The following is a 21,644-nucleotide window of genomic DNA, read 5'->3' as shown; positions in this document are numbered from 1 at the left end:
ACTTCTTTAATCTAGAATCGACCTTTACTGTGCAAGGTAGAGGTCGATTTACGCATTAGAAGTTTTTCACATTCAGTATGACATCTGGCCAGCAGATGTTCTGGAGAAAAGTGTATGCGCAGTGCGCCAATCGTGTCGCCTTATACTATTGATCTTGATGATAAAAATTTGAAGTTCGCACGCGAGGCATTTGCCGGTAAGCGTGTTTTCTTCGACGGTGTGTTCAAAGGCGATTACAGCCTTGCCATCGTTAATCGGCTTCTGGCAAAAGCGCTTGTTGAGGCCGGTATCGATCTTCACTGTTATACGCCCGAATCCGATTGGCAGAGCGATGCAAGGCTCAACGCCGCTCCCGAGGTGAAACGCCTGCTGCTGCCCGGCTATCCGACCGAGAAATACGACATCCATTTGCGTAACACATGGCCGCCAGCCACGCATGACATGATTGGGCGCTTCAACGCCTATGTGAACTTCGCCTGGGAAGAACTGGAAGTTCCCCAATATATGATCGAGCGTTTTAACCGCGACCTTGATCTGGTCATGGTAACGGCCAATTTTGTGAAACAGGCTTTCGTGCAATCCGGCCTGACGGTCCCTGTTGAAGTTGTCGGCAATGGCACGGACCATGTTGCGCTTGATGCGGGCCTCAACACGCCCTCGCCCCTGCCCGCCACCGGCAAGAAACGCATTCTGCATGTCTCATCCTGTTTTCCGCGCAAGGGAATTGATGTGCTTGTGGATGCCTTTACACAGACATTCAAGCAAAACGAACAGGTTGAACTTGTCATCAAGACCTTTTCAAACCCGGATAATATTCTGTCCTCGGTCATGGAAAAGTTCAGTGATCGGCTCGCCACTGCTGCACCGATAACAATCATCAATGATCTTTACACTTCCGAGCAGCTGCTGGCGCTTTATCGCACAGCCTCGCTTGTTGCCGCGCCAAGCAGAGGCGAAGGTTTTGGCCTGCCTCTGGCTGAGGCGATGCGCCTTGATATACCGGTTGTCACCACGGCCTATAGCGGGCAGGTGGATTTTTGTACGCCCGAGACCGCATGGATGGTGGACTATCAAATGGCCCCCTCACAAACCCATGTTTCCGGGCCTTTGAGCATTTGGGCTGATCCTTCTGTTGAACATCTTGGCGCGCAGATGCGGGCGGCCCTGACGAACCACGAAGACGCTCGCTTGCGAAGTAAAAACGCCCAAAGACTTCTGGCCGATCACCTGAGCTGGGGTGCTGTAGCAGGGCGCGTGCTTGCATCAATCGCCAAGGTCAAGAAAAGCGCAGCCACAGCGCGCAAACCCTGGAGCCTGGACCTGGTTTCGTCCTGGCATCAGCAATGCGGCATCGCTACCTATTCGGAACATCTCTATTCCACCCCGGCATTTGCCGACAGATTTTCGCACATCTATGCAAGACGCCTGCTCAATGATGAGTTGCCGCCTTCCGCACAGGCAAAACATGCTCCCGCGCAGGATCTCGTTTCCCGCTCCTGGGGATATGATCTGACATCACTGACAAGATTCATTTCGGAAATCGAAAATGCCCGGGGAGACGTGCTGTGGATACAGCATCATCCGGGACATTTCTCGACACCCGATATGGAACTTGTCAACAATACGCTGGCAAATACCCGGCATAAATTGCGCGCTATTACGATGCACAGTGTGAAGGAAGTTCTTCGTCACGGTCATCTCGAATGGACGAAGTTGTTCGACATTGTGTTCGTGCATTCTGCCGAAGATGCGGGCCTTTTGGCAAAGGCCGGGCATCCCAATCCCGTTGTCATGCCTCATGGCGTCATTCCGATACCGGAAGACGATATCCGCCCCGATCCATCGGTTTTCACCATAGGATCATTCGGATTTCTGACGCGGCACAAGAATATCGACCTTCTGGTGCAGGCCTTTGCACGGGCGCGGGTCTTTGAACCACGTTTGCGCTTGAAGCTTCTCAATTGCATGCTTCCCAATGATGAATCGCGGGAAGTCAGGGTTGTCATTGAAAACCTGTTCTCCCATTTCAATCTGCACGATGTAGCCTCTGCACGATTTGATTTCGTGGAACAGGATGAACTTGCCCGCGAACTGGCACAGTCCGATCTTCTGGCCTTTCTCTATGGTCCCTCGAACGAAACGGCGACGGGAGCGGCTCGCATCGCAATGAGTGCCGACCGACCGCTTCTGTGCTCACGCTCAACCGTCCTGCGCGACATGTGGCCGATCAGCCATGTGGTTCGTTCCGTGGATATAGATTGCGTTGCCGAAGCCATAATCAGTCTTGCACAAAATCCTGTCCTGCTTGGGCTGCGAGATCCCGACCGGCGTCAGGCGGTGCAATGGAATTCCTATCCGCGCGTCGCTGCAAGACATGCCGCCCTTATCGAACAGATGCTGGATCAAAAACATGACAATCGCCGAGCTGCATAAAATCCCGCTTCAAGCTGTGCCCAAGGATGTTTTTTCCCTGTCCGGTGAGGCCTTTGTGGATGCCTGGGCCAATGCTTTCAATTTGTCTGCTGATGAGCTCAACGATGAAGAAAGGCAAAATCTCGTGAAAGCCATCCGCAACGGTACGAACCGCCTCAAGATCATTGACGCCTTGCGCGCCATATCGTCCGACGGCGGCGAGAAACCAGTCGACTATGAGGCACAGGTGTTGCGTCGTACTCCGGATCAATATGCCATTATCGAGAGTTTCACACGTTTTGCACCGGATAATAATGTCGCCTTTCTGCGTTACACATTTGACAAGATTTGTGGCCGCGACCCCACTGAAAAAGAACGCCTCACCATGGAGTTCGACCTGCGGCGGAATGTGACCACGCGTGAAGATATAGTCAAACGCGTCGTCTCTATTGCACGCCGCGACGGTCAAATTTCGCTCTGGGATACGTTGGAACAACCGGTGACCCAGCACTCGGGTAACAAGCCGGTTGATCCCAGTTCCGCCCGCACCCTGCCGGCAGGCCTTTCCTATGATATTGATGGCAACCAGACACTGATTTTTGTTCGCGAAGTGCCAGGCGAAGGCTGGATGATCGGCCCGGATCTGCTGCACCAGCCGGTCAATGTTGTCGATGGCGGATGGAGTGTTTCGCCTGGCTGGTTGATTACCGGACCAAAACGCAGTCTGGAAGCCGGCACGTGGATGGTCCGGCTGGATCTCGTGCAGGATCCGGCAGCCAGAATTGCCGTACAGGTCAGCGCCAATTCCGGACTCGACACCTTGCAGGAATTGATCATTGCCGGTTCGTTCGTCGGAAGCCTGTGCGTGAATATCCGCAATGAGCATAGATTTGTGGAACTCCGGCTTAAAATACTCGAAACGCCCGACACAACGCCCTGGATCAAACTGCGCGATGTCTCCATGATCCGGAGCAAGCAGGGGCTGGAAAACTCATGATCAAACTGCCTTTCTCGGACCGGACGCGGCGTATTGCAGTGCAGCTTGCTGCGGTGGCCGACAGCTCGGCCAGCCCCAGAAACCTTTCCCAGCAGGCCGATGCCGCTCGCGACAAAGGCAATTGGGAAGAGGCCGCAGCGCTCTACACCAAGGCTATTGCCGCCGATCCTGCACGCACGGGTTTGCTTGTGCAGCTGGGTCACGCGGAAAAGGAACTCGGCAATTATGATCGGGCCGAAACGGCATATCGGAAGTTTGTCGGTATGAACCCTGAGAATGCGGATGTGTATCTACAGCTGGGACACCTCTTCAGCCGGGCGGGTGAGTCACAAAAAGCCCTTGAATGGTACGAGAAGGGTTTAAAACTGGCGCCTGCGGACGAGGAATTGATCCGCCACACAAATATCGCACGCAGCCGGTCCGGCAAACCCGGTGTTCAGCTCAAGCGCCTCGAAGCAATGAAATATGTCGAGGAGCAGGACTGGTCTCGCGCACGCCAACTGCTGCGCGAACTTGTTACTGAGGATAATGAGCGGGACATGATTGCCGTCTACGCCAATATAACCAAAGAAGACGGGGATTTTGACGAAGCGAAGAAGCTTTATGGCGAGTACCGCGCCTATGCGGAAGCTTTTGACCAAAACAGTCTGGAAGACGTAGAGGTCCAGCTTGGGCATTTACACAAATTGACCGGCGACTATAAAACAGCACTGTCGCACTATATTCTGGCGCGCAATGTGAGAGCGCAACGATCCGGATATATTGACCAGGCAGGTTCTATAGAGAACGAAATTCAAGCGTGCATCAGCGAGATTTACACCTGTTTTGCACCACCCGCCTGAGCGCTCCTGTCTAAACTCAACTGTCGTGATCGCGGATCGCGGTAAGCAGTAGCCAGCCAAGCAGATATCCGATCGATGTGACCAGAAATACGATCGCAATATTCTTCAAGGCCAGAGGAAGTTCGGCCTGGTCTGGCAAATTGGGCGAGACGACCACTTCCAGATAAAGCTGCTGCCGGCGTGCATCGGCGCGCGCCGTTTTCAGCGAGTCCAATGCCGACAGGAGCGCCTTGTTGGAAAATTCCCTTTGCAGCATCAAGGCTTCATAGTCTGCTATTCGCGGCGCAATCGAACCGTCCTCTCCCGCGACTTTGCTCCGCTCCATGACCAATTGCTTTTCGAGTGCATCAATGCGGCTCGTCATAAAGGGGATCGAGCTTGAATCGGGAGCCGTGGATCTGGTTTCTGCAAGATTTGCGCGGGAAACAGCCAGCTCCGAACTGATCCGGCTCATGAGTTCGACCATGGACACGGAGTTGAGCTTGGGATCGATCATAAGCTCCTTGTTGCGAAAGAGCGTTATGTTCTTCTGCGCTTCGATCATCCGTTGCTCCGCACTTTCAACTTCCGCAGTAGCAAAACGTACCGCATCCCCCCTCGCCCGTTCATTCATCTTGATCAGACGCGCATTGCCGATATCCAGAAGTGTCTTGTTCAGGGCCAGAGCGTCCTGCGGCAGAAATGCCGAGGTCCGCAGGAGGGTTATGCCTGTCGTGTCATTATGCACAATCTGGACACGCTTGCCGTAATAGCGGAACAACTCCTCGAAAAGCCCGCTTTCCCACGGAGCTGGAAACCGTGCCAGCACATCTCCATGGCTGCTATCAAAATAGGTTCGCAGGGGCAGAGTATCCTGCACAACAGTCAGAGCATCCCGGGAACGTATATATTCCTGAACGGAAAAAGTGTCGTCCTGCGATCTCGTGATGCCGCTGTTCTGCAACATGGAGCCAAGGTTTGATGAGGATGGCGGCGTGGCCATTCGCACGACAAAGGCCGACTCCGACACAAACATGGGTGATGCAATGAAAATATAATAGAGGCTCACCAGCAAAGTCGGCAGGCCAATGAACAGGATAGCTAGCAGGCGCGGCACAAATTTTGCGCGTGCATATATGGGCCGAGGCGCGGGTGCCGGTGTAAACAGACCTGGAGCAAGACTATTAATGGCAATTCCCCTTTATACACATGTAGAAGCGCAGTAAATATACTGAGCATCATTACCTATTTAAACTTTATCTATTTAACATAGGCAAAGTTTATTCTTATTTCTATTGCAGAATACTACTGTATGTATATATTCGTCAATGAACTCCTCTTGTTAATACCAAGGCGATAGAATGGAAGCTGCTCCGGCAAAACCCACATTGAAAACGACGATGCTCACGGGCATACGTACCCAGCTGCGCGTCCTTGGTGCGCTTGTCATGCGTGAGATGATCACACGCTATGGTCGCGAGAATGTCGGGTTTCTGTGGCTCATTCTTGAACCCATGATCCTGACGCTTGGCGTCATGGCTATGTGGACTTTGTTGAAACACGAGTCGCATGGCCTTGGCATTATTGCGTTTGTGTTGAGCGGGTATATGCCACTGACCCTTTGGCGCCACGTCTCGTCCCAGCTGGTTTCCTGCCTGAAGCACAATCTGCCCCTGATGTATCATCGCCAAATCCGTATGGCGGATACGCTGATGGCACGTGCCTTGCTGGAGGTTGGCGGCACCACACTTGCTCTGATTATTGTTTACACCGGGACACGTCTGGCTGGTCTCATGGAGCCCTATCACGATCTTGGACTGGTGATGGCCGGCTGGTTCTTCATGGCCTGGTTTGCCTTCGGGGTCGGCATGATATTGGCGGCTCTGGCGGAGTTCTTCGAATTTGTCGAGAAACTCATTGCGCCATTGCAATATCTGACCTTGCCCATCTCGGGCATGTTCTTCATGGTTTCGTGGCTGCCTTCCGACATTCAGAAACTGGCGCTTTATGTGCCGCTCGTACACTGCTTCGAAATGTTTAGGTCCGGAACATTCGGCGATACAATCGTCGCCCATTACGACATCTCGTATATTTTCTCCTGCTGCCTGATCACCACCGCCATAGGCTTTTTCCTGATCGAACGGGTGCGCGATCACATCAAGTTCGAGTAGTGGTGCCTGATGAGGCTTTGGGGCTTTGCTTTGCATGGCCCCTCCTACAGCGACGCGTAGATGTCGAAGGCAAATTTTACATCATTGAACACCTTGCCCCGCCCATTCTTGAGCACAAGCGCTGATGAACAATGTTCGGCGATGACATCCAGGCTGTGACCGACAATGATCATTGCCCGATCGCGTCGCTTCACAAACAGTTCTTCAAAAGATTTACGCTGGAACCGTTGATCGCCAACCGCAACGACCTCATCGATCAGATAGCAATCGAAATCAATCGCAAGGGAAAGTCCGAACGCCAGTCGCGCACGCATGCCCGAGGAATAGGTTTTGATCGGCATGCGCAGATATTTGCCAAGGTCACTGAACGTCTCCACACAATCGCGGATTTCGTCGACAGGCCTGTTATAAACGCGCGACAGAAACCGCATGCAGTCTATGCCGGTCATCGACCCGCCAAACCCGCCGCTCAATGCAATGGGCCAGGATAGCGACATGGTTCTGGTAATCTCACCCGAGGTCGGCGGCTCCATCCCCGCAATAAGCCTGACAAGCGTTGATTTACCCGCACCATTGTGACCAAGAACAGCAATTTTCTCGCCGGCCTTCACCTCAAAACTTATGTCATCAAGCACACGGCGTGTGCCCCCATTCATGGGATATTCCTTGATGATATTGCGAACAGAAACGGCACCGGTCTTGGCGGGTCGGCTAGCGGCCAACGAGGGCGGGAGACCGTCCTTGCCACCATGGAACGTGATTGTGCCTTCTGTGCTCATGTCTCTGAATGATCGTAAATCTGGTTGCGGAAAAAGCGAACAATCCAGAAAGCGGCAAAGCACAGGGCCAATACCATGAGAATGGATTTTATACGCTTTGGGTACATGGCGTAATCGGGGCGATTGGGACTAACGATGCGCTCGAGATAAAGCTGCTGCCTCTGCGCCTCCAGTTTGGCATTCTCAAGCGATGTCGCCGACGATTCCAGCATCCGCATGCCAAGCTCGCGCTGAAGCAGCAATTGCTCGTACTCGGCGATCAGCGGCGCCATTGAAGCGTCATCGCCAACGATCCTGGCACGCTCTTCGATAATCTGTTGTTCCTTGGCATCAATGGAGCTGCGCATCGCCTGTATCTGAGGGCTTTGCGGTGTCTGCTGCATCAGGGAAGCGAGCTGTGCCTTGCTTTGCGCAACGTCATCCGACAATTTTGCAATCATCTCAAACATGGCGGTGGATTGCTTGCTCGGATCAATCATCGCAACCTTGTTGCGGAAATCCGTCAGGGATTTCTGCAGGTCACCGAGCCGTTTTTCGCTGTCTGTAACCTCAATACGCGCAAAGCGAACCGCATCCTGACGCGCGCGATCATTAAGCCGATTAATAAGCATTTCAGCGCGATCCAACAGTGCTTGCGCCAGCATTTGCGCATCTTCCGGACGGAACGCACGCACCCGCAATGTAGTAACCCCGCCCCCGGAATCGGTCTCGATTGTCACAAAATCAAGATAGTGCTCAAACAGCGCCTCTTCGGTGGGCTTACTCCAGAGCGAGGGGAAGCGGGCAAGAAAGTCTGCCTCCGGACGGGACAATACTTCGCGCAAATTGCTGTGTTCCGCCAGATCGCCTGAGGCTGCACGCGATTCGATAAATTCCATGACGACATAGCTGTCGTCCTGAGCCCGGACAAAGCCTGTGCTTTGAAGGAAACCGCTGAGCAGCCCGGCGGCGTTTCTATTGGGACTGCGCACGACGAACCGCGTTTCGGAAACATACTGGTCCGATGCGATTGCAATATAATAAATGGTGGCCAGGCTGGTCGGCAATGCAACCATGATCAAGACGAGAATGTGGTTTCGAATCCAGGAAAGCGCCCGATCAGTGACAGATTTCGTTTCGGGAGGGACATCTCCGGCATGAATATCCACCAACGTCAGATAGTCGGTAAACTCATCATTTGTACTAACGCGCGTCATGCTGCGTAGAACCGGTGTCTAGAGGATATCCAAGCCAAATTACGCTCCAATATGTGCACTAAAAACGTGCGTTATCGGCACTAATTAAAGTGAAGCATATAATGAAAAAACATTAGTCGCAATTATAAACCACTGTAAACATTTATATAAACGCAACTAAGTAAATAGATTTTAGAATAGAAACCATAATAGATAATTTTAATGGGTAATTGGCGTTTTTTTACTTGTTCTGGCGTAATTAGTATGGCGCCCAATGGTTGCGGATGAAATAACTCTCTGAAAAGCATCAATTTTATGCTCTGAGTAGAGTTTTGACCCAGAGTAAGCGTTGTAAAGGGGCTTGAAGACCTGTGGGGCATAAAATCGGACGCCATGAATCCGACCAATTGGGCCTGATCGTTTCATTTCCGGAGCGTACAGGCCATACGCAGCCCACACAAAAACCTCTCATTCTTCTCCTGCAAGGTCCTGTCGGTCCGTTTTTCCGTGTTCTATCCGCAGAACTCGAAGCCGAGGGCTATGACGTTCTCAAAGTCAATTTCAACGGCGGAGACTGGTCCTATTTTCGCGGATCGAAAACGTTGCATTTTTCCGGAACGACAGAGGCATGGAGCGATTGGCTGAGCGATTTTATCCGCGGCCGCAAACCGGAGACCATTGTTCTTTTCGGCGACAGCCGGCCCTATCACCGCCAGGCCATTCGAGTGGCGCAGCAGGCCGGTATTCCTGTCGCTTCATTCGAAGAGGGCTATGTTCGGCCAAACTTCATTACGCTCGAATGGGGTGGCAATAATGCCATGTCTCCCTTGCGCACACACACGCCGCGTCTTGTTGCCCGTGGCCCCGCTTTGCCTCCGGAACAGGTAAAAGGCAATCTCTTCCGCGCCATGACCTTCCTTGCCATCCGTTATTATCTGGCAAAAACGGCGGGGACCGTGTTCTTTCGCGGCAATGCGCATCATCGCAGCCGCGGCATCATTTCCGAATCCATTCTATGGACGCGCAACTTCTACCGGAAGCTTCGCTATTATCCGGCAAATAATGAACTGATGCTCAATCTGATCGAGAATCTCGAGGGTCAGTATTTTGTCGTCGCGCTTCAGGTGCATGATGACCAGCAATTGCTTCGCCACGGTCGTGGGTGGACGATGGAGAGGTTGATCACCGAAAGCCTGCGCTCATTCGAACGGCATGCGGCGAGCAATCATCACCTTGTCATCAAGATTCATCCAATGGACCGCGGCCACAAGAGCTACCGTCCCTTTGCCATGGCATTGGCCCGCATTGCCGGCTGCGAAGACCGGGTTCACATTGTTGATGACGGCTCAATCGGCCTGCTGATCCGCCATTCGCTTGGGCTGGTGACAGTCAACAGCACATCGGGCCTGCTGGCGCTAAACCACGGCAAACCGCTATTGGCATTGGGGGATGCCTTGTATAGCGGTCAGGGACTGTCGTTTGCACACGACCCTCAAAAAGGTGCTGTTGCCAGCAATATGGATGCATTCTGGGCCTCGCCGGAGGCACCGGATAAAACGGCGGTAAATGCATTCAACGCAAGAATGCACGACGAAAGCCTCGTCAATGGCAGTTTCTATCTTCGAAATCTGCTCGAGGCGACTGCCAAAAGAGTCGTGAAACGAATTCAGCTGGAGCTGAAGATTGTCCCGATTGATGAAGCTTCGTCTTTGGTGACAATGCCTTCCGCACAAGACAAAACCACCGCGACAACAGAAGCAGCAACCGTCGGTGCTTCTGTTTCAGCAGATGCGGTGAATTGATGCCATGAGCGTAATCCCGCCACCTCCCATTGCACATTCTGCTCCGGTGGTTCTGGATGATTTTCGAGTGCGTGAAGCAGCGCCGAACTGGCTGCCAGAGAAGAATGCGCGGCTATTGGCTTTCACGCCAACGCGCCTGCGGTTTCCTTTGATCGGGGCTGCCTTGAATACATCGCGCATATGCAGTGCCGAATTGGCGGCCAGACCGGCAGACGGCATTGTCGGCTGGGGCGAAAAACCGCTGGCACGCATGGCCCGCCGGTTGGCAAAGTTGCGCGGGCTACCCTACTGGGCATTGGAAGACGGTTTCCTGCGGTCTGTTGGACTTGGCAAAGCTGGCGCGCCGGGGGTTGCAATCGTTGCCGACGACACCGGCATTTACTTCAACGCAGCAAAACCATCCCGGCTGGAGCTTCTTGTACAAGGCGGCTTTGGCGAGCAGGATCTTTGCAGAAGCCGCGCCCTGCAGCAGCAAATCATTGAACACAGACTGACCAAATATAACCATCTGCCGGACTATCCATTTTCTCTCGCGCCAACCTCCGGCCGCAGGATTCTTTTGATCGACCAGGTCATGGGGGACTATTCGGTCAGCGGTGCGGGTGCCAATGAGCACAGTTTCCACCAGATGTTGCAGGAAGCACAGGCTGTGCCGGGCGCCACTGTTCTCGTTAAAAGCCACCCGGATATTGTTGCAGGATTTGCCAGGGGCTATCTCACACACCTTGCCGGTGAGGCCAATCTTCACGTTATAAGCGATAATGTTTCTCCCCACGCCTTGCTTGATGTCGTGGACGAGGTGTGGACTGTTTCAAGTCAGTTCGGCTTCGATGCTTTGATCCGGTCTGTGCCCGTCAAGACATTTGGCGTCCCGTTTTATGCAGGCTGGGGGCTTACCACTGATTGGGCTGACGGTCCGGTTGCACGCGCTGCCTTTTCGCGCCGGACTAGCCGACCGGACCTGGATAGTTTTGTTGCAGCCGCATTGCTGCATTATTCCCGCTATGTCGACCCGGTCAGCGGGAAAGCAATCACAGCCGAGAAGGCAATCGAACGCCTCATTGCCTGGCGGCATCATGCGTTGGCGCGGCGCGGTAATTATCTGTGCATCGGCTTTTCCAAGCACAAGCACCGCAGCGTCAAACGCTTTCTTTCCGGTCCATGGTCGACGGTCCGGTTCATCAATTCCAAGCCAGATGCCAAAGCGCTTGCACAGGCAGATTATCTCGTCCGCTGGGGTCGGCAGGAAGAGGCTGCCGTCACTGACAGGAGTGCCCGTTCCGTCCCCACCCTGCGAATGGAAGATGGTTTTATTCGCTCGGTCGGGCTTGGCTCACATCTGGTTCCGGCTTCATCGCTTTGCCTTGACCGGGATGGCATATATTTCGATGCGACACGCGAGAGCGATCTTGAACGATTGCTGCTCAATACCAACTTCACGCCTGCTTTGCTGAGCCGTGCTGCCCGCCTGCGCCAGAACATAGTCCAGCACAACATTACCAAATATAATCTTCAGGGCGCGATCACTCCAGACTACCGTCATCTGGCAGCTGGAAAACCTGTCATCCTTGTTGCGGGACAGGTGCCGGGCGATGCATCGCTACGGTTTGGCTTGACCAACAGCGTTTCAAACATGGATCTGCTGAAAGCTGTCCGCGCGCAACGTCCGCAAGCCTTCATCATATTCAAGGAACATCCCGACATGCTTGCGGCAAAGCGCGGCATGGCTTCAGACCCAGCCCAGCTTGCGCAGTTTGCGGATCTGGTCGTCGGCAATGTGTCGGTAGACAGCTTGCTGCGCGCCTGTGACGAGATCCACGTTGCGACATCCCTGATCGGGTTCGAAGCATTGATGCGGGGCCGTCCAGTCTGGTGTCACGGCCTACCCTTCTATGCAGGCTGGGGGCTGACGCATGATTGTGTATCCCCGCTGCGCCCACGCAAATATCTGACACTGGATGCTTTGGTTGCCGGAGCGCTGATCCTTTACCCGCTCTATTTTTCCGCCCGCACAAACCTTCTTTGCGAGGTGGAAGACGTGATCGAAGAACTGCATGGTGAGACGCCAGCAGAGCCATCCTTATTGAAGACGGCTCTGCGCATGATGGGATGGTCATGATGAATGCAATTGCGATGGATATTTCCCGGCTGATTGACAGGTCGCATTTCTCGACACCCACCGGGATTGATCGCTTCGAGCTTCAATATGCCAATTGGGCAAAGGCGCGCAGCTCCTATTTCATTGAAATGGGACGGACAAAGCCAATCGAGATAAACCGTGGCCGCGCCAATGGATTGATCAGTGAATTGGAACAGAGATGGTCGACGGCTGCTTTGACCCAATCGCAATCGACAGAACTGGAACAGATCTATGCGGCAATAGACGGCCGTCTCTCCTGGTCACAGTTAAAGAGCATCGTGCCGACGAAGAATAAATCCAAGCTTCAACAATGGGGCATGAATGCCGGCAAGGTGCTGCGCACCATATTACCAATGAGCCGCTTGGCCACCAGCGCACCCTTTGTGCATGTGTCACACACCAATCTGCATCGTCCTGCCGCCTTTTCCTGGCTGGATGCTCAACGCAGCAACGGCATATTCTACGTTCACGACCTCATCCCGCTCACCCATCCGGAGTTTGTCCGCAAGAACGAGCCGCAGCGACACCTACAACGCATGGAAACCGTGCTGAAACATGCCGGGCTGGTTCTTTGCAACTCGCAAACCACCGCTCGTTCATTTGAAACCTTTGCCGAAGAGCAAGGCCGTGCGGTTCCCCCAATTGCCGTTCTCCCGCCCGGCGTCGAACATAGTTTCAACGTTGCCAGCAGAGCCGCGCGCCGTTCAAAGCGACCCTATTTCTTGATGGTCGGAACCATTGAGCCGCGCAAAAACCATGCGATGATCCTACAACTTTGGCGCGCATTGGTTGACGAGCACGGTAAGGATACACCGCGCCTCGTCATCGCCGGAAAGCGCGGCTGGGAGAACGCGCAGGTCTTTGCCACCCTCGAACGTTGCCCTCAATTGCGCGATATTGTCATCGAAGCTCCAGATCTTGGAGATGCAGCACTCGCCGATCTCATGGCAGGCGCGACCGCCCTGCTCGCCCCCTCATTTGCAGAAGGCTATGGCATGCCCTTGGCCGAGGCCATGGCAACCGGCACGACCATTATTGCTTCCAATATTCCCTCGCATAAGGAAATAGCCGGAGAGCATGCAATCTTTCTTGATCCGCTCGATGGTCTTGGATGGCGCGAAGCAATCGAAACCCACGCCGCGGAGCATCGCCGTCGCGCGCCCCTGACACTGCAAAAGTGGGAAAAGCACTTTGATCAACTCGACGAGTTGCTGGACGCGGCAGCACGTCAAAAAAGCAATGCAGACAGACAAACCAGTGCCAACCATTCCGGGAAATGAGTGAAAGCGTAATGACGAGCTATAACGACATTCTCAATTCGTATAAGTACATCCTCGGGCGTGATGTGAACGTTGAAGAAACCCGTATCATTTCCGAGAACCTGTTCAGCATTTCAGAATTGCCCCTGACGGAGCATCGAAGAAGGTTCATGAGTTCGGTCGAATTTCACCAGAGGCACGCCGAACTGCTGTTCAATAATTTCGTGCCCAAGAGCATTGAAGTCATGTACGAAACCAAGGACGGGTTCAAAATCTATCTCGACCTGCGCCAATATCACATGACCTTCGGCATTTTTAGCGGCGGCTATGAGAAGTTCGACATTGATATTATCAAGGCGATCACACCGGACAATGGGACCTTCTTCGATGTCGGCGGCAATGTGGGCTATTATTCGCTTTCAGTTGCCACAAAGCCCGGTTTTTCAGGCAAGGTGGTGGCCTTCGAGCCTCTCCCCCATTTATGGACGCTTTTCAGCAAGTCGATCAAAGAAAACAAGCTTTCAAAAACAATCACGGTTCATCAGATCGCTCTTGCAGATGTTCCAGGCACCATGGAACTCAACAGAGCGGACGAAACCGTCAATGCCGGTGCGACCAGTCTCGTTGCTGGTTCGCAAAACCGCCATTCAGATCGCAGTGTAAGAGTCGAAACGCTCGATGCCATCGCCAAACGCATCAGTCCGGATACGATCAAAGTGGATATTGAGGGCGCCGAAGGCATGTTCTTCATGGGCGCTGCCCATACGATCCAATCATCGCATCCAACCATGCTCGTCGAGATAAACCGGGATGTGCTGTGGAACCTGTCCCGCGTGACGCCGGGTAAAATTTGCGACATTCTGACAAGCTGGGGATATGGGGTATGGGAGGTCGATATCGATTCAATCGCACCTCTTAAAAACGCCGCGGAAGTCGATGCTGCGTTTCCATCAGGCAGGGTTGCCAATATTCTGGCGGTTCATCCGGATCGCAAGAAAGACGTGCAGAAAAGATTGAGCACGCTCGGCCTCTCACTCTAGAAAAAAGCCGGCGCTGAGCGCCGGCCTTTTGTGATCAATCAAGATAGCCTTTGTTTTTCAACCAGGCCTTGAGCCCTTCCGTGCTGTCGGGTTTAACCTCACGGGCGAAGCCATCATTACGCATTGTGTGGCCCGCTGCAGGATCGTACCATAATATGTGGTACGTCATCGGAGCGTTGGGATCGACCTTCTTCGGAGGAGCCCACCATTTGTTTCCGTCCCAATACATGGAAGTCTGCGAGTCTTCGTACCGTTTTTCCTGAGCGTCATATTTGATATTCGGATACTTAGCCAAATCTGCCTTGGCCGGATCGAAAGGCAATTGCAGATATTGAAGATCGTCCTGCGTATCCTTCAGCTTGTGGTCGTCATTGGTTGTCATGTTGCGAATTGTCTCGGACACTTCCTTGGCCTCTTCCGGTGTCCAACTGTTGAAAAGCTTGCCGAGCCGCGCCCGATTGTAATCAAGATCGGCATAGGTGCCGGTCAGAACATTATTTGCACTGCGCGTGCCTTCATCGCCGCCCATCAGATACTTATCACCCGGAAGCACGGTCTGGAGTATGCCCATAAGACCCTCATCCAGAAGATCATTATGTTCGGCAAGCATTTCCGCAGTCTTGCGATCATTGACACCATACAGAACCTGGATGGCATCAGCATCCGCCTTGTCATAGGTATGAGCAGCGTTATAAGCGCCTCGGCCGCCAACGATACCGGCACCGGCGACTTGCAGTACTGCTGCAACGCCTGTGACCCTGAGAAATCCAAGGCGCGTCATTAATCTAGCCGCTCCGCTTTCTTTGACCAAAGCAGCCTCTGCGGCACCTGTCGTTACCTTCCCCGTTGAGGCGGCAACCGCAAACATCGCATCGCTAACCGTAGCAATGCCATAGCCCCAGGCCTTGACTGTATCCTGCTTGACGGAGTCAGTCCCCACTGTATTCAAAATCATGTTTGTCATGTCGGCGGCGACATAAAGAGTATCGACGCCACCCGCCCTCGTGAGCATATGAGAGGTCTTGTTCCACCTCTCCTTTTGTTTTGAATCAAGCGTCGGATCGTTGTTAACATGCCCATTGATCTCGGCCACGTCAGGCGGATTTCCGGTAGCAGACGGAGTCGACAAGATTGACTTGGCATTGGGATTCAAAGCCGTCTGTGCCGCGGTCAACATCATGATCGTATGCGGCACGTAGTATACCAAATCGTCTGGAGTACCCGTCAGGCCGTCTATGTTCTTGCCAAACAGGCCTGCACTTAACCCGGAGGAGAAGCGTGTAACTCTGCCAAATCCGTGATCCAGGCGCTGTACGCTCGCAATTTGCCTGCGCTCCTCATCAGTGGGAACGACTTTTCCGGACACGATATCATGGACCTTCGACTCGCCCAGGATTGATTTAACATCCTTCAAGAAGGCAGCATCGGCAGGCCTCAGCTTGTCAGCTTTGAGAATTGCCTGCGCTTCGGCCATTGTGGGCAGGGTGTTTCCTTTCAATATCTCCTGGAAACGATTCTCTCCCATTGCAGCAGTGATATCTCCGACTCGGCCTTTAAGGGTTTGGGTGATGGCTTCTGTCGCCAAAGCACGGGTCGCACGTTGCACCCAGACGGTGCCTGGGGTTTTTTGTTCGGTGGTGGTCATTTCCTTCGGACGCTCCGGCAGGTCCGCCAGTGCTTCCTTGGTCGACTTGGATTTGGTCATCATGATGCCGGTACCGAACAACATCGGGATGGGCGCTTCTGTATCCTGTCCATCGACCTTCTTGTTGTCATTGCTGTACAATTTGACACCAAGCTCGATACTGTCCTGAATCTCCCATTGCTTCTGTTTGGTTTCACCCAGATCAACCAGCTCCTCGGACTTCTTCTTGTTCTCCGGCGACATATTGTCGATTGCCTTCATATCCTCGGCAAGCTGGGCTTCCGGAGGAATCCCGTTATCGGCTTTGACATTGGAACCCCAGCCAGAGAGCCCGTGATAAAGCTCGTTGTACTTGGTGTTTATTTCCTCATTGAGCGATTTGGCCGCCGAGCCGAAGTTTTCGATGCTGCGACGGGTCGCCCATTGCGCATTGGAATTGATCCCCTGAAAGCTATTATCGTAGTCTTCGAGTGATATAGTCTTATCCTTCTGCTTGTCAGCTTCAACTGCGGTATAGGCCGAAGTCGCCGAAAGCAGGGATGTGCCACGCCCCTGCAAATCCTCGCGGCTGGCAATGCTGAAGAACTTATTCTGGCTGAAGACATTCAGATGATCGCCCGGTAACTCCGTGCGCATCTTGTCGATCACATATTTCGCAACATGATCAACGAAGTCCTTGCCCTTGCCGGGTTTGTCGCCATCATTGTAAAGAATGTTCTGGCTGGCCTCGGCCAGATCGACAACCGCCTGGGTTTTCGCTTTCATGTCACCATCACGCGGGCCGGCACCGGCGATCGCATCAATTGACTTATCGAGCATTGACATGACCCGGGGATCCGAAGCCAGAAGCGAGCCGCTTCCCGGAAGCGTGTCCTTCGTACCGGTTTGCTCGCGCAGTTTGGCCATGAATGCCTGAGCACCACCAAGATCGCCCTTGCCAAAGGCGTTGGTCAGTTCCCCAACCTTACGGTCAACGCGAATTTCCTTGATCGCCTGTTCAGCACCGGTTTGAAGCGCTGCCTGATATTTTTCAGGATCGCCTGCACTGAAGTTCATGTAAATATCGGCGCGGTTGCTCAACGCTGTTATCTGCTGGGCCTCGGTGGGGCCCGCTGCGAGTGCGAGGTCAACCAATTGCTTCTTGGTTTCGCTGGTTACCTTGTCATAATCCTTGGCGTCGCCTGCCTTGGCAATCACACCAATCTGATCGTCCGTGCGGCCATCGGCCTTCCACGCGGATTCTTTCAGTTCTTTCGCCTGATTGAAGGCATCAACAAACACAGGATCATTTGGCGCGCGTTCAAGGATGGGCTTTGTAACATCGCTTGCTTCATTGACGTCGACTTTCTTGTCGCCATTCTTGTCAGTGCCAAGCTTCGGCACGCCCTGTCCTACCGTGGCCAATTCAATCTCATTGCCGATGGCGACAATCAGATCGTCTTTTGCCCTGTCTCTTTCAACTTGGGTCTTTGAGCTATCACTTACCGTCGCCAATGCGGTGCGCTGTTCTTCAAGCAATGCAAGTCGCTCAGGACTGAGAACATTGATCGTATCGCAGTTCTCCAAAGCCTTGTCGGCATCCGCTGGCGCAGCTGGCCTATTGCCAAAGGCTTTGGGATCCAGTTGCGGCGTGGCAACGAGCTGATCGTGCAATGCCTTATTATCCGTCGGGTCTATTCCCGCCTTGTCATAGATGCGGAAAGGCCAAAGACCGGGTTCCGTGCGGTGCTGTGAAATACCGGCAGGGCCTTCATTCCACCCGTGCGGTGCCACAGGCGGTTTTGGCGGGGTCGCCGGTGGCGGTGCTGCCTTGGCACTTTGCGTGAGGGCAGTATCGAATTTATTGTCTACATTCGCAGGCTGGGCCCGCCAGCGCTGAAAGATATTATTTGCACCAAAAGACATCTTATTTCCTTCCGAAATCGGACATCGCAGTCCGTTGTTTCAAAGAAAAGCCAGGGCCAGACCTCAGCGATTCCACTTCACCGGATCACAATCGATATTGTATTTGTTCTTGGCGTGCTCGCCGATCAGCTTGTCCATGCTCTTGTCGTCAAATCTCTTCGAAACCCAATTGTGTTCCAGCAGGCTGTCAAAGACGTTTTTCTTGGCGTCATTGTCCTTGGATGGCTCCACGAGAACATCCAGGATCTCCTGACGTTTGGCCGTCCTCACTTTTTCTTCGCCATAATCCTGATTGGGATCCAGCAGCTCAATCGCCGCCTTGGTACGGTCCTCTACGCTGCCACTATGCCCATCGAGATAGGTCGCAATGGCAGTCTTGCGCTGTTCTGAGGTAGCACTGGGATTCTTCAGCGTATCGATCGCACTCTGCTTCTTGACACCATCCGTTTGCCCCGTTGGCTCGTCTGATGAGGGAACTGGTCCATCCGGGTTTTTATTTGAAATGGGCTTATCCGCCTCGGGCTGTACCGGAACCGTAACAAAATCAGGATTGAGATCGCCCTCATGATAGGTATGGATCAGATCAGGATTGGCAAATTGCACATTGCCCTCCACCATCGCCTGCGCCCCTTCGGGCCCTATTCCAAACTGATCGGCGATCTTATACTGGGAGTCACCGGCGTTTGGCACCGTCACCACAAAGGTGTCGAGCAACTCGGTTGTACTTTTAAAGCCCTGCATCTTGGCCTGCTTTTCCAGCGCCGCTTGCCAGGATTGCGATTGTGCAGGGCTGACATTGTAGGTCTGAGCGCCATCTGCACTCTTCAGACTGAAGCTTTTTCCATCAAATTTCACGACAAATGCCATTGTATTGCCTCCTTACAAAACAACTACTTTTGTTCCGATTTTTACGCGGCGATAGAGATCGACGACGTCTTCGTTCGTCATGCGAAAACATCCTGATGAGGATGATTGCCCCACGCTTTCAGGCTCGTTCGAGCCGTGAATCCTGTAAAGTGTGTCTCCCAGATAAAGCGCGCGTGCACCAAGCGGATTTTCCGGTCCGCCAGCCATGCGTTGTGGCAGGTCAGGCCGCCGGGCAAGCATGTCGGAGGGAGGCCGCCAATCGGGCCACTCCTTCTTGCTCGACACACGCTCGGTCCCACGCCAGCCATAGCCTTCCCGGCCGACACCAACAGGGTAACGCAGTGCACGGCCATTGCCCTGCACGAGATAAAGCGAGCGGTTTTCCGTCTCTATAATGATCGTGCCCGGCTTTTCATGGGTCTCGTAGCTCACGACGCTGCGCGGGGCGACAGGCTGGAGCCTGTCCACTGCCACAGCGCCATGACGCGCATGGCGAGGCGGATAGCTTTCCGGCTCCATCAGGAAATCGAGATAGCCTTGCTGAATCCAGACCTTGTGGTTCTTTTGGTCGAGGATGGGCGGTGATGGCTCGGTCGGGAGCACTTTCTCACCCGCGCCGACGCTGCCAAGACAAGCCAGAATAATCGTCAATGCTCCGAAGCCGGACTTCAGGGTCATCATGAAAAATATACCTCCATTGAGAGCATTGCGTGCTTTGGCCGTGCAAAATCCTGAAACATTCAAATCAACCCCGCTGCGACAAGAGCATTTGCGACGGGCTGGAAGGCGCGTTCGGGAACCGGATTGCCTATGCTGGCAGTCTTGGCGATCTGACGGGCAAGGTCGCCATCCAATGATACGGGAATCCCGAGATCGCCCGCCTGCCGGCTCATCTGCATGGCACCGGCACCGGACGAGCGGCAAACGACGATGGGAACCGGCGTTTCACCGCGCACGTAGCGGATTCCGACAATTGTATCGGCTGGGTCGCCAATGATTAGAACTGCACTTTTCAGCCCGGTCTTGCCACCGGTCATGGCCTGACGCTGGCGATTGCGTTCCTGCTTGATCAGCGGGTCACCCTCCATATCCTTGTGCTCGCGCTTGCTCTCCGTCTTCGTCATTCGCATTTCGCGCAGGAACAGCCAGCGTTGCAGGAAAATGTCGCAAAAACCGAGGATCAGGAATGCGCCGACGGCTATCGCAGCCAATGGCTTCAACATGGCAAAGAATGTCGCCTGCATGCACAGCCCGCCACAGGATGGCGACTCGAACAGGGCCTTCAGCCCGGCCTGAAAGACGAAGACAAAAGCGGTTGTCACGGCAATGATCTTGAACAGGGCCTTGCAGAACTCAACGACGCTTTTGAGCGAGAATATGCGCTTCAACCCCGTCGCCGGATTAATACGGTCAAAGTCGGGCTCAATGGGCTTGGCGGAAAAGACAAAGCCGCGCGTCACCGCGACGTTGGTAATCAGAATTGCGAAGATGGTGATAAGGAGTATGGGTATGGTGGCCGTGAGCAGGCTCTGGACCGAAATTGTGATCAACCGGTACCAGACTTCGGCAAAAGGACGGTCGTAAATATGCGAAGCTTCCTCAAGCAAAGCACCAACTTTCACACGCAGAACCGGAGCGATGTAGATGAGGAACATGGTGCAGGAGAGAATGATCACGCCGGAAACCATGTCAGGGCTATGCAGCACCTGACCCTTCTTGCGTGCGTCCTCGATCTTCTTGTCTGACGCTGGAAGTGTTTTTTCTTCGCTGGTCTGGCTCACATCTTTCGTCCTTGATTACGCCGAAGCGAGCAGGCCAATGGCCTGTGCCCGCTTCGCCGGATCCTGAATCGAGCGTAATTTTGCAGCTTTCGCCAAAATCTGATTCTTCTGGTTCACCGCCATGTCAGGCACGTCGATTGCACGTGCTCCTGCCGAATCTCCCGACATGCTGAGAATGATCATGTAATTGATGAAATGACGCTTCTCGGCGAGTGGCGATGTCACGACACTGTTCATGCTTGTCGATGCGTCGGGCAGTTTGTTCGACAGGGCCTGCGCCAATGCCAGATTGGTTTTGGTATCAAGATTTCCCGGTTGCAGCGCAAGCGCCTTGGCAAAGGCTCCTTCCGCTCCCGCGCCATCGCCGCTCAGAACCATGGCGGTTCCCAGTTTGTTATAGGCCGATACGGTGTTTACCGCTGGCGCAGCCGACGCCAGAATTCGGGCGGCAGCGCTCGCATCGCCGCGCTGCAACTGCACTGTTCCAAGCCCAAGCATGGCATTGGCGTCTTGCGGATTGATCTGCAATGCAGAACGGTAGGCCTGTTCCGCCCCGTCCGGATCACCGTCTTTAATCCTGGCATTTCCAAGCCTGACATGGACGGTCGAATCATTTTCGGACATTTCGGCAGCGCGTTCATATAGCGCCAAAGCTGTGCCGCTCTCGCCCTTTGCATCAATATCCCTGGCAATCTTCATCAATCTGGATTGCTCGCTGACAGGCTTCTTGGCTGCTGTTTGCTCCGCTGTGCCGGACATGCAGCCCGTTACTGCCAGCCCCAAGGTCAGGACGGGCAAGATACCGCCAACAAGATGTTTCATGATCATATTGATGCTCCCCGATATAATT

Annotated in this window: 16 protein-coding genes; 8 read left to right on the top strand and 8 right to left on the bottom strand. The window is 53.7% G+C overall.

What is annotated here, in order from left to right; translation table 11 throughout:
• Positions 1-114 precede the first annotated feature (114 nt).
• Genes V9K92_RS05090 through V9K92_RS05080 form a run of 3 tightly spaced genes read left to right on the top strand, consistent with a single transcriptional unit; the run spans position 115 to position 4,251 of the window.
• On the top strand, positions 115-2,433 hold the full coding sequence (locus V9K92_RS05090; RefSeq protein ID WP_337353446.1) for a glycosyltransferase family 4 protein: 2,319 nt from the start codon (positions 115-117) through the stop codon (positions 2,431-2,433).
• The gene (locus V9K92_RS05085) at positions 2,411-3,409 is read left to right on the top strand and encodes a hypothetical protein (RefSeq protein WP_337353445.1); all 999 of its coding nucleotides are present in this window, start codon (positions 2,411-2,413) and stop codon (positions 3,407-3,409) included. Before V9K92_RS05090 ends, V9K92_RS05085 begins: the two co-directional genes overlap by 23 nt.
• The gene (locus V9K92_RS05080) at positions 3,406-4,251 is read left to right on the top strand and encodes a tetratricopeptide repeat protein (RefSeq protein ID WP_337353444.1); all 846 of its coding nucleotides are present in this window, start codon (positions 3,406-3,408) and stop codon (positions 4,249-4,251) included. Before V9K92_RS05085 ends, V9K92_RS05080 begins: the two co-directional genes overlap by 4 nt.
• Positions 4,252-4,267: 16 nt before the next feature.
• On the opposite strand, the gene V9K92_RS05075 is transcribed toward V9K92_RS05080, so the two are convergent.
• Complete coding sequence (locus tag V9K92_RS05075) at positions 4,268-5,347, bottom strand: capsule biosynthesis protein (protein ID WP_307277498.1); 1,080 nt, start codon at positions 5,345-5,347, stop codon at positions 4,268-4,270.
• Between the two features lie 244 nt (positions 5,348-5,591).
• Between V9K92_RS05075 and V9K92_RS05070 the strand changes: the two genes are divergently transcribed.
• Entirely contained in the window at positions 5,592-6,401 is an 810-nt protein-coding gene (locus V9K92_RS05070; protein ID WP_115055065.1) for an ABC transporter permease, read from the top strand.
• Between the two features lie 44 nt (positions 6,402-6,445).
• On the opposite strand, the gene V9K92_RS05065 is transcribed toward V9K92_RS05070, so the two are convergent.
• Complete coding sequence (locus tag V9K92_RS05065) at positions 6,446-7,180, bottom strand: ATP-binding cassette domain-containing protein (RefSeq protein WP_115055064.1); 735 nt, start codon at positions 7,178-7,180, stop codon at positions 6,446-6,448.
• Complete coding sequence (locus V9K92_RS05060; RefSeq protein WP_115055063.1) at positions 7,177-8,376, bottom strand: capsule biosynthesis protein; 1,200 nt, start codon at positions 8,374-8,376, stop codon at positions 7,177-7,179. Before V9K92_RS05060 ends, V9K92_RS05065 begins: the two co-directional genes overlap by 4 nt.
• A gap of 350 nt (positions 8,377-8,726) precedes the next feature.
• Between V9K92_RS05060 and V9K92_RS05055 the strand changes: the two genes are divergently transcribed.
• From V9K92_RS05055 to V9K92_RS05040, 4 genes are read left to right on the top strand one after another with little or no spacing between them, the layout of a single operon-like run.
• Positions 8,727-10,157, top strand: a complete 1,431-nt coding sequence (locus V9K92_RS05055) for a capsular biosynthesis protein (RefSeq protein ID WP_336441495.1) — start codon at positions 8,727-8,729, stop codon at positions 10,155-10,157.
• A gap of 4 nt (positions 10,158-10,161) precedes the next feature.
• Complete coding sequence (locus V9K92_RS05050; RefSeq protein ID WP_337353443.1) at positions 10,162-12,276, top strand: capsular polysaccharide biosynthesis protein; 2,115 nt, start codon at positions 10,162-10,164, stop codon at positions 12,274-12,276.
• Entirely contained in the window at positions 12,273-13,577 is a 1,305-nt protein-coding gene (locus V9K92_RS05045; RefSeq protein WP_307277483.1) for a glycosyltransferase family 4 protein, read from the top strand. The genes V9K92_RS05050 and V9K92_RS05045 overlap by 4 nt, the downstream gene beginning before the upstream one ends.
• An 11-nt stretch (positions 13,578-13,588) precedes the next feature.
• Complete coding sequence (locus V9K92_RS05040; protein ID WP_337353442.1) at positions 13,589-14,596, top strand: FkbM family methyltransferase; 1,008 nt, start codon at positions 13,589-13,591, stop codon at positions 14,594-14,596.
• 34 nt (positions 14,597-14,630) lie between these two features.
• Here V9K92_RS05040 and V9K92_RS05035 read toward each other — a convergent pair whose 3' ends face one another.
• From V9K92_RS05035 to V9K92_RS05015, 5 genes are all read right to left on the bottom strand, one after another.
• Positions 14,631-18,146 (bottom strand): hypothetical protein, encoded by a 3,516-nt coding sequence (locus tag V9K92_RS05035; RefSeq protein ID WP_337353441.1) that lies wholly within the window; start codon positions 18,144-18,146, stop codon positions 14,631-14,633.
• Positions 18,147-18,209: 63 nt separating this feature from the next.
• The gene (locus V9K92_RS05030; protein WP_336441491.1) at positions 18,210-19,013 is read right to left on the bottom strand and encodes a hypothetical protein; all 804 of its coding nucleotides are present in this window, start codon (positions 19,011-19,013) and stop codon (positions 18,210-18,212) included.
• A gap of 12 nt (positions 19,014-19,025) precedes the next feature.
• Positions 19,026-19,694 (bottom strand): L,D-transpeptidase, encoded by a 669-nt coding sequence (locus V9K92_RS05025; protein WP_337353440.1) that lies wholly within the window; start codon positions 19,692-19,694, stop codon positions 19,026-19,028.
• A gap of 59 nt (positions 19,695-19,753) precedes the next feature.
• Positions 19,754-20,794 carry an EscU/YscU/HrcU family type III secretion system export apparatus switch protein gene (locus V9K92_RS05020; RefSeq protein ID WP_307277472.1) on the bottom strand — a complete coding sequence of 347 codons (1,041 nt, stop codon included), beginning with the start codon at positions 20,792-20,794 and terminating at the stop codon, positions 19,754-19,756.
• Positions 20,795-20,809: 15 nt separating this feature from the next.
• A complete protein-coding gene (locus V9K92_RS05015; protein ID WP_337353439.1) occupies positions 20,810-21,622 on the bottom strand; it encodes a tetratricopeptide repeat protein in 813 nt (270 codons plus the stop codon).
• Positions 21,623-21,644 lie beyond the last annotated feature (22 nt).

Source organism: Phyllobacterium sp. CCNWLW109, assembly GCF_037203905.1.
Lineage (GTDB): Bacteria > Pseudomonadota > Alphaproteobacteria > Rhizobiales > Rhizobiaceae > Phyllobacterium > Phyllobacterium ifriqiyense.
The sequence above is the reverse complement of the archived record's forward strand: the minus strand, read 5'-3'. Positions and strand labels throughout refer to the sequence as shown.

Excerpts from the sequence above, each read along its gene's own strand:
- V9K92_RS05045 (WP_307277483.1), top strand. The coding sequence starts at position 12,273 with ATGATGAATGCAATTGCGATGGATATTTCCCGGCTGATTGACAGGTCG.
- V9K92_RS05040 (WP_337353442.1), top strand. The coding sequence starts at position 13,589 with ATGACGAGCTATAACGACATTCTCAATTCGTATAAGTACATCCTCGGG.
- V9K92_RS05015 (WP_337353439.1), bottom strand. The coding sequence starts at position 21,622 with ATGATCATGAAACATCTTGTTGGCGGTATCTTGCCCGTCCTGACCTTG.
- V9K92_RS05070 (WP_115055065.1), top strand. The coding sequence starts at position 5,592 with ATGGAAGCTGCTCCGGCAAAACCCACATTGAAAACGACGATGCTCACG.
- V9K92_RS05035 (WP_337353441.1), bottom strand. The coding sequence starts at position 18,146 with ATGTCTTTTGGTGCAAATAATATCTTTCAGCGCTGGCGGGCCCAGCCT.
- V9K92_RS05085 (WP_337353445.1), top strand. The coding sequence starts at position 2,411 with ATGACAATCGCCGAGCTGCATAAAATCCCGCTTCAAGCTGTGCCCAAG.
- V9K92_RS05030 (WP_336441491.1), bottom strand. The coding sequence starts at position 19,013 with ATGGCATTTGTCGTGAAATTTGATGGAAAAAGCTTCAGTCTGAAGAGT.
- V9K92_RS05090 (WP_337353446.1), top strand. The coding sequence starts at position 115 with ATGCGCAGTGCGCCAATCGTGTCGCCTTATACTATTGATCTTGATGAT.
- V9K92_RS05025 (WP_337353440.1), bottom strand. The coding sequence starts at position 19,694 with ATGATGACCCTGAAGTCCGGCTTCGGAGCATTGACGATTATTCTGGCT.
- V9K92_RS05050 (WP_337353443.1), top strand. The coding sequence starts at position 10,162 with ATGAGCGTAATCCCGCCACCTCCCATTGCACATTCTGCTCCGGTGGTT.
- V9K92_RS05065 (WP_115055064.1), bottom strand. The coding sequence starts at position 7,180 with ATGAGCACAGAAGGCACAATCACGTTCCATGGTGGCAAGGACGGTCTC.
- V9K92_RS05080 (WP_337353444.1), top strand. The coding sequence starts at position 3,406 with ATGATCAAACTGCCTTTCTCGGACCGGACGCGGCGTATTGCAGTGCAG.
- V9K92_RS05060 (WP_115055063.1), bottom strand. The coding sequence starts at position 8,376 with ATGACGCGCGTTAGTACAAATGATGAGTTTACCGACTATCTGACGTTG.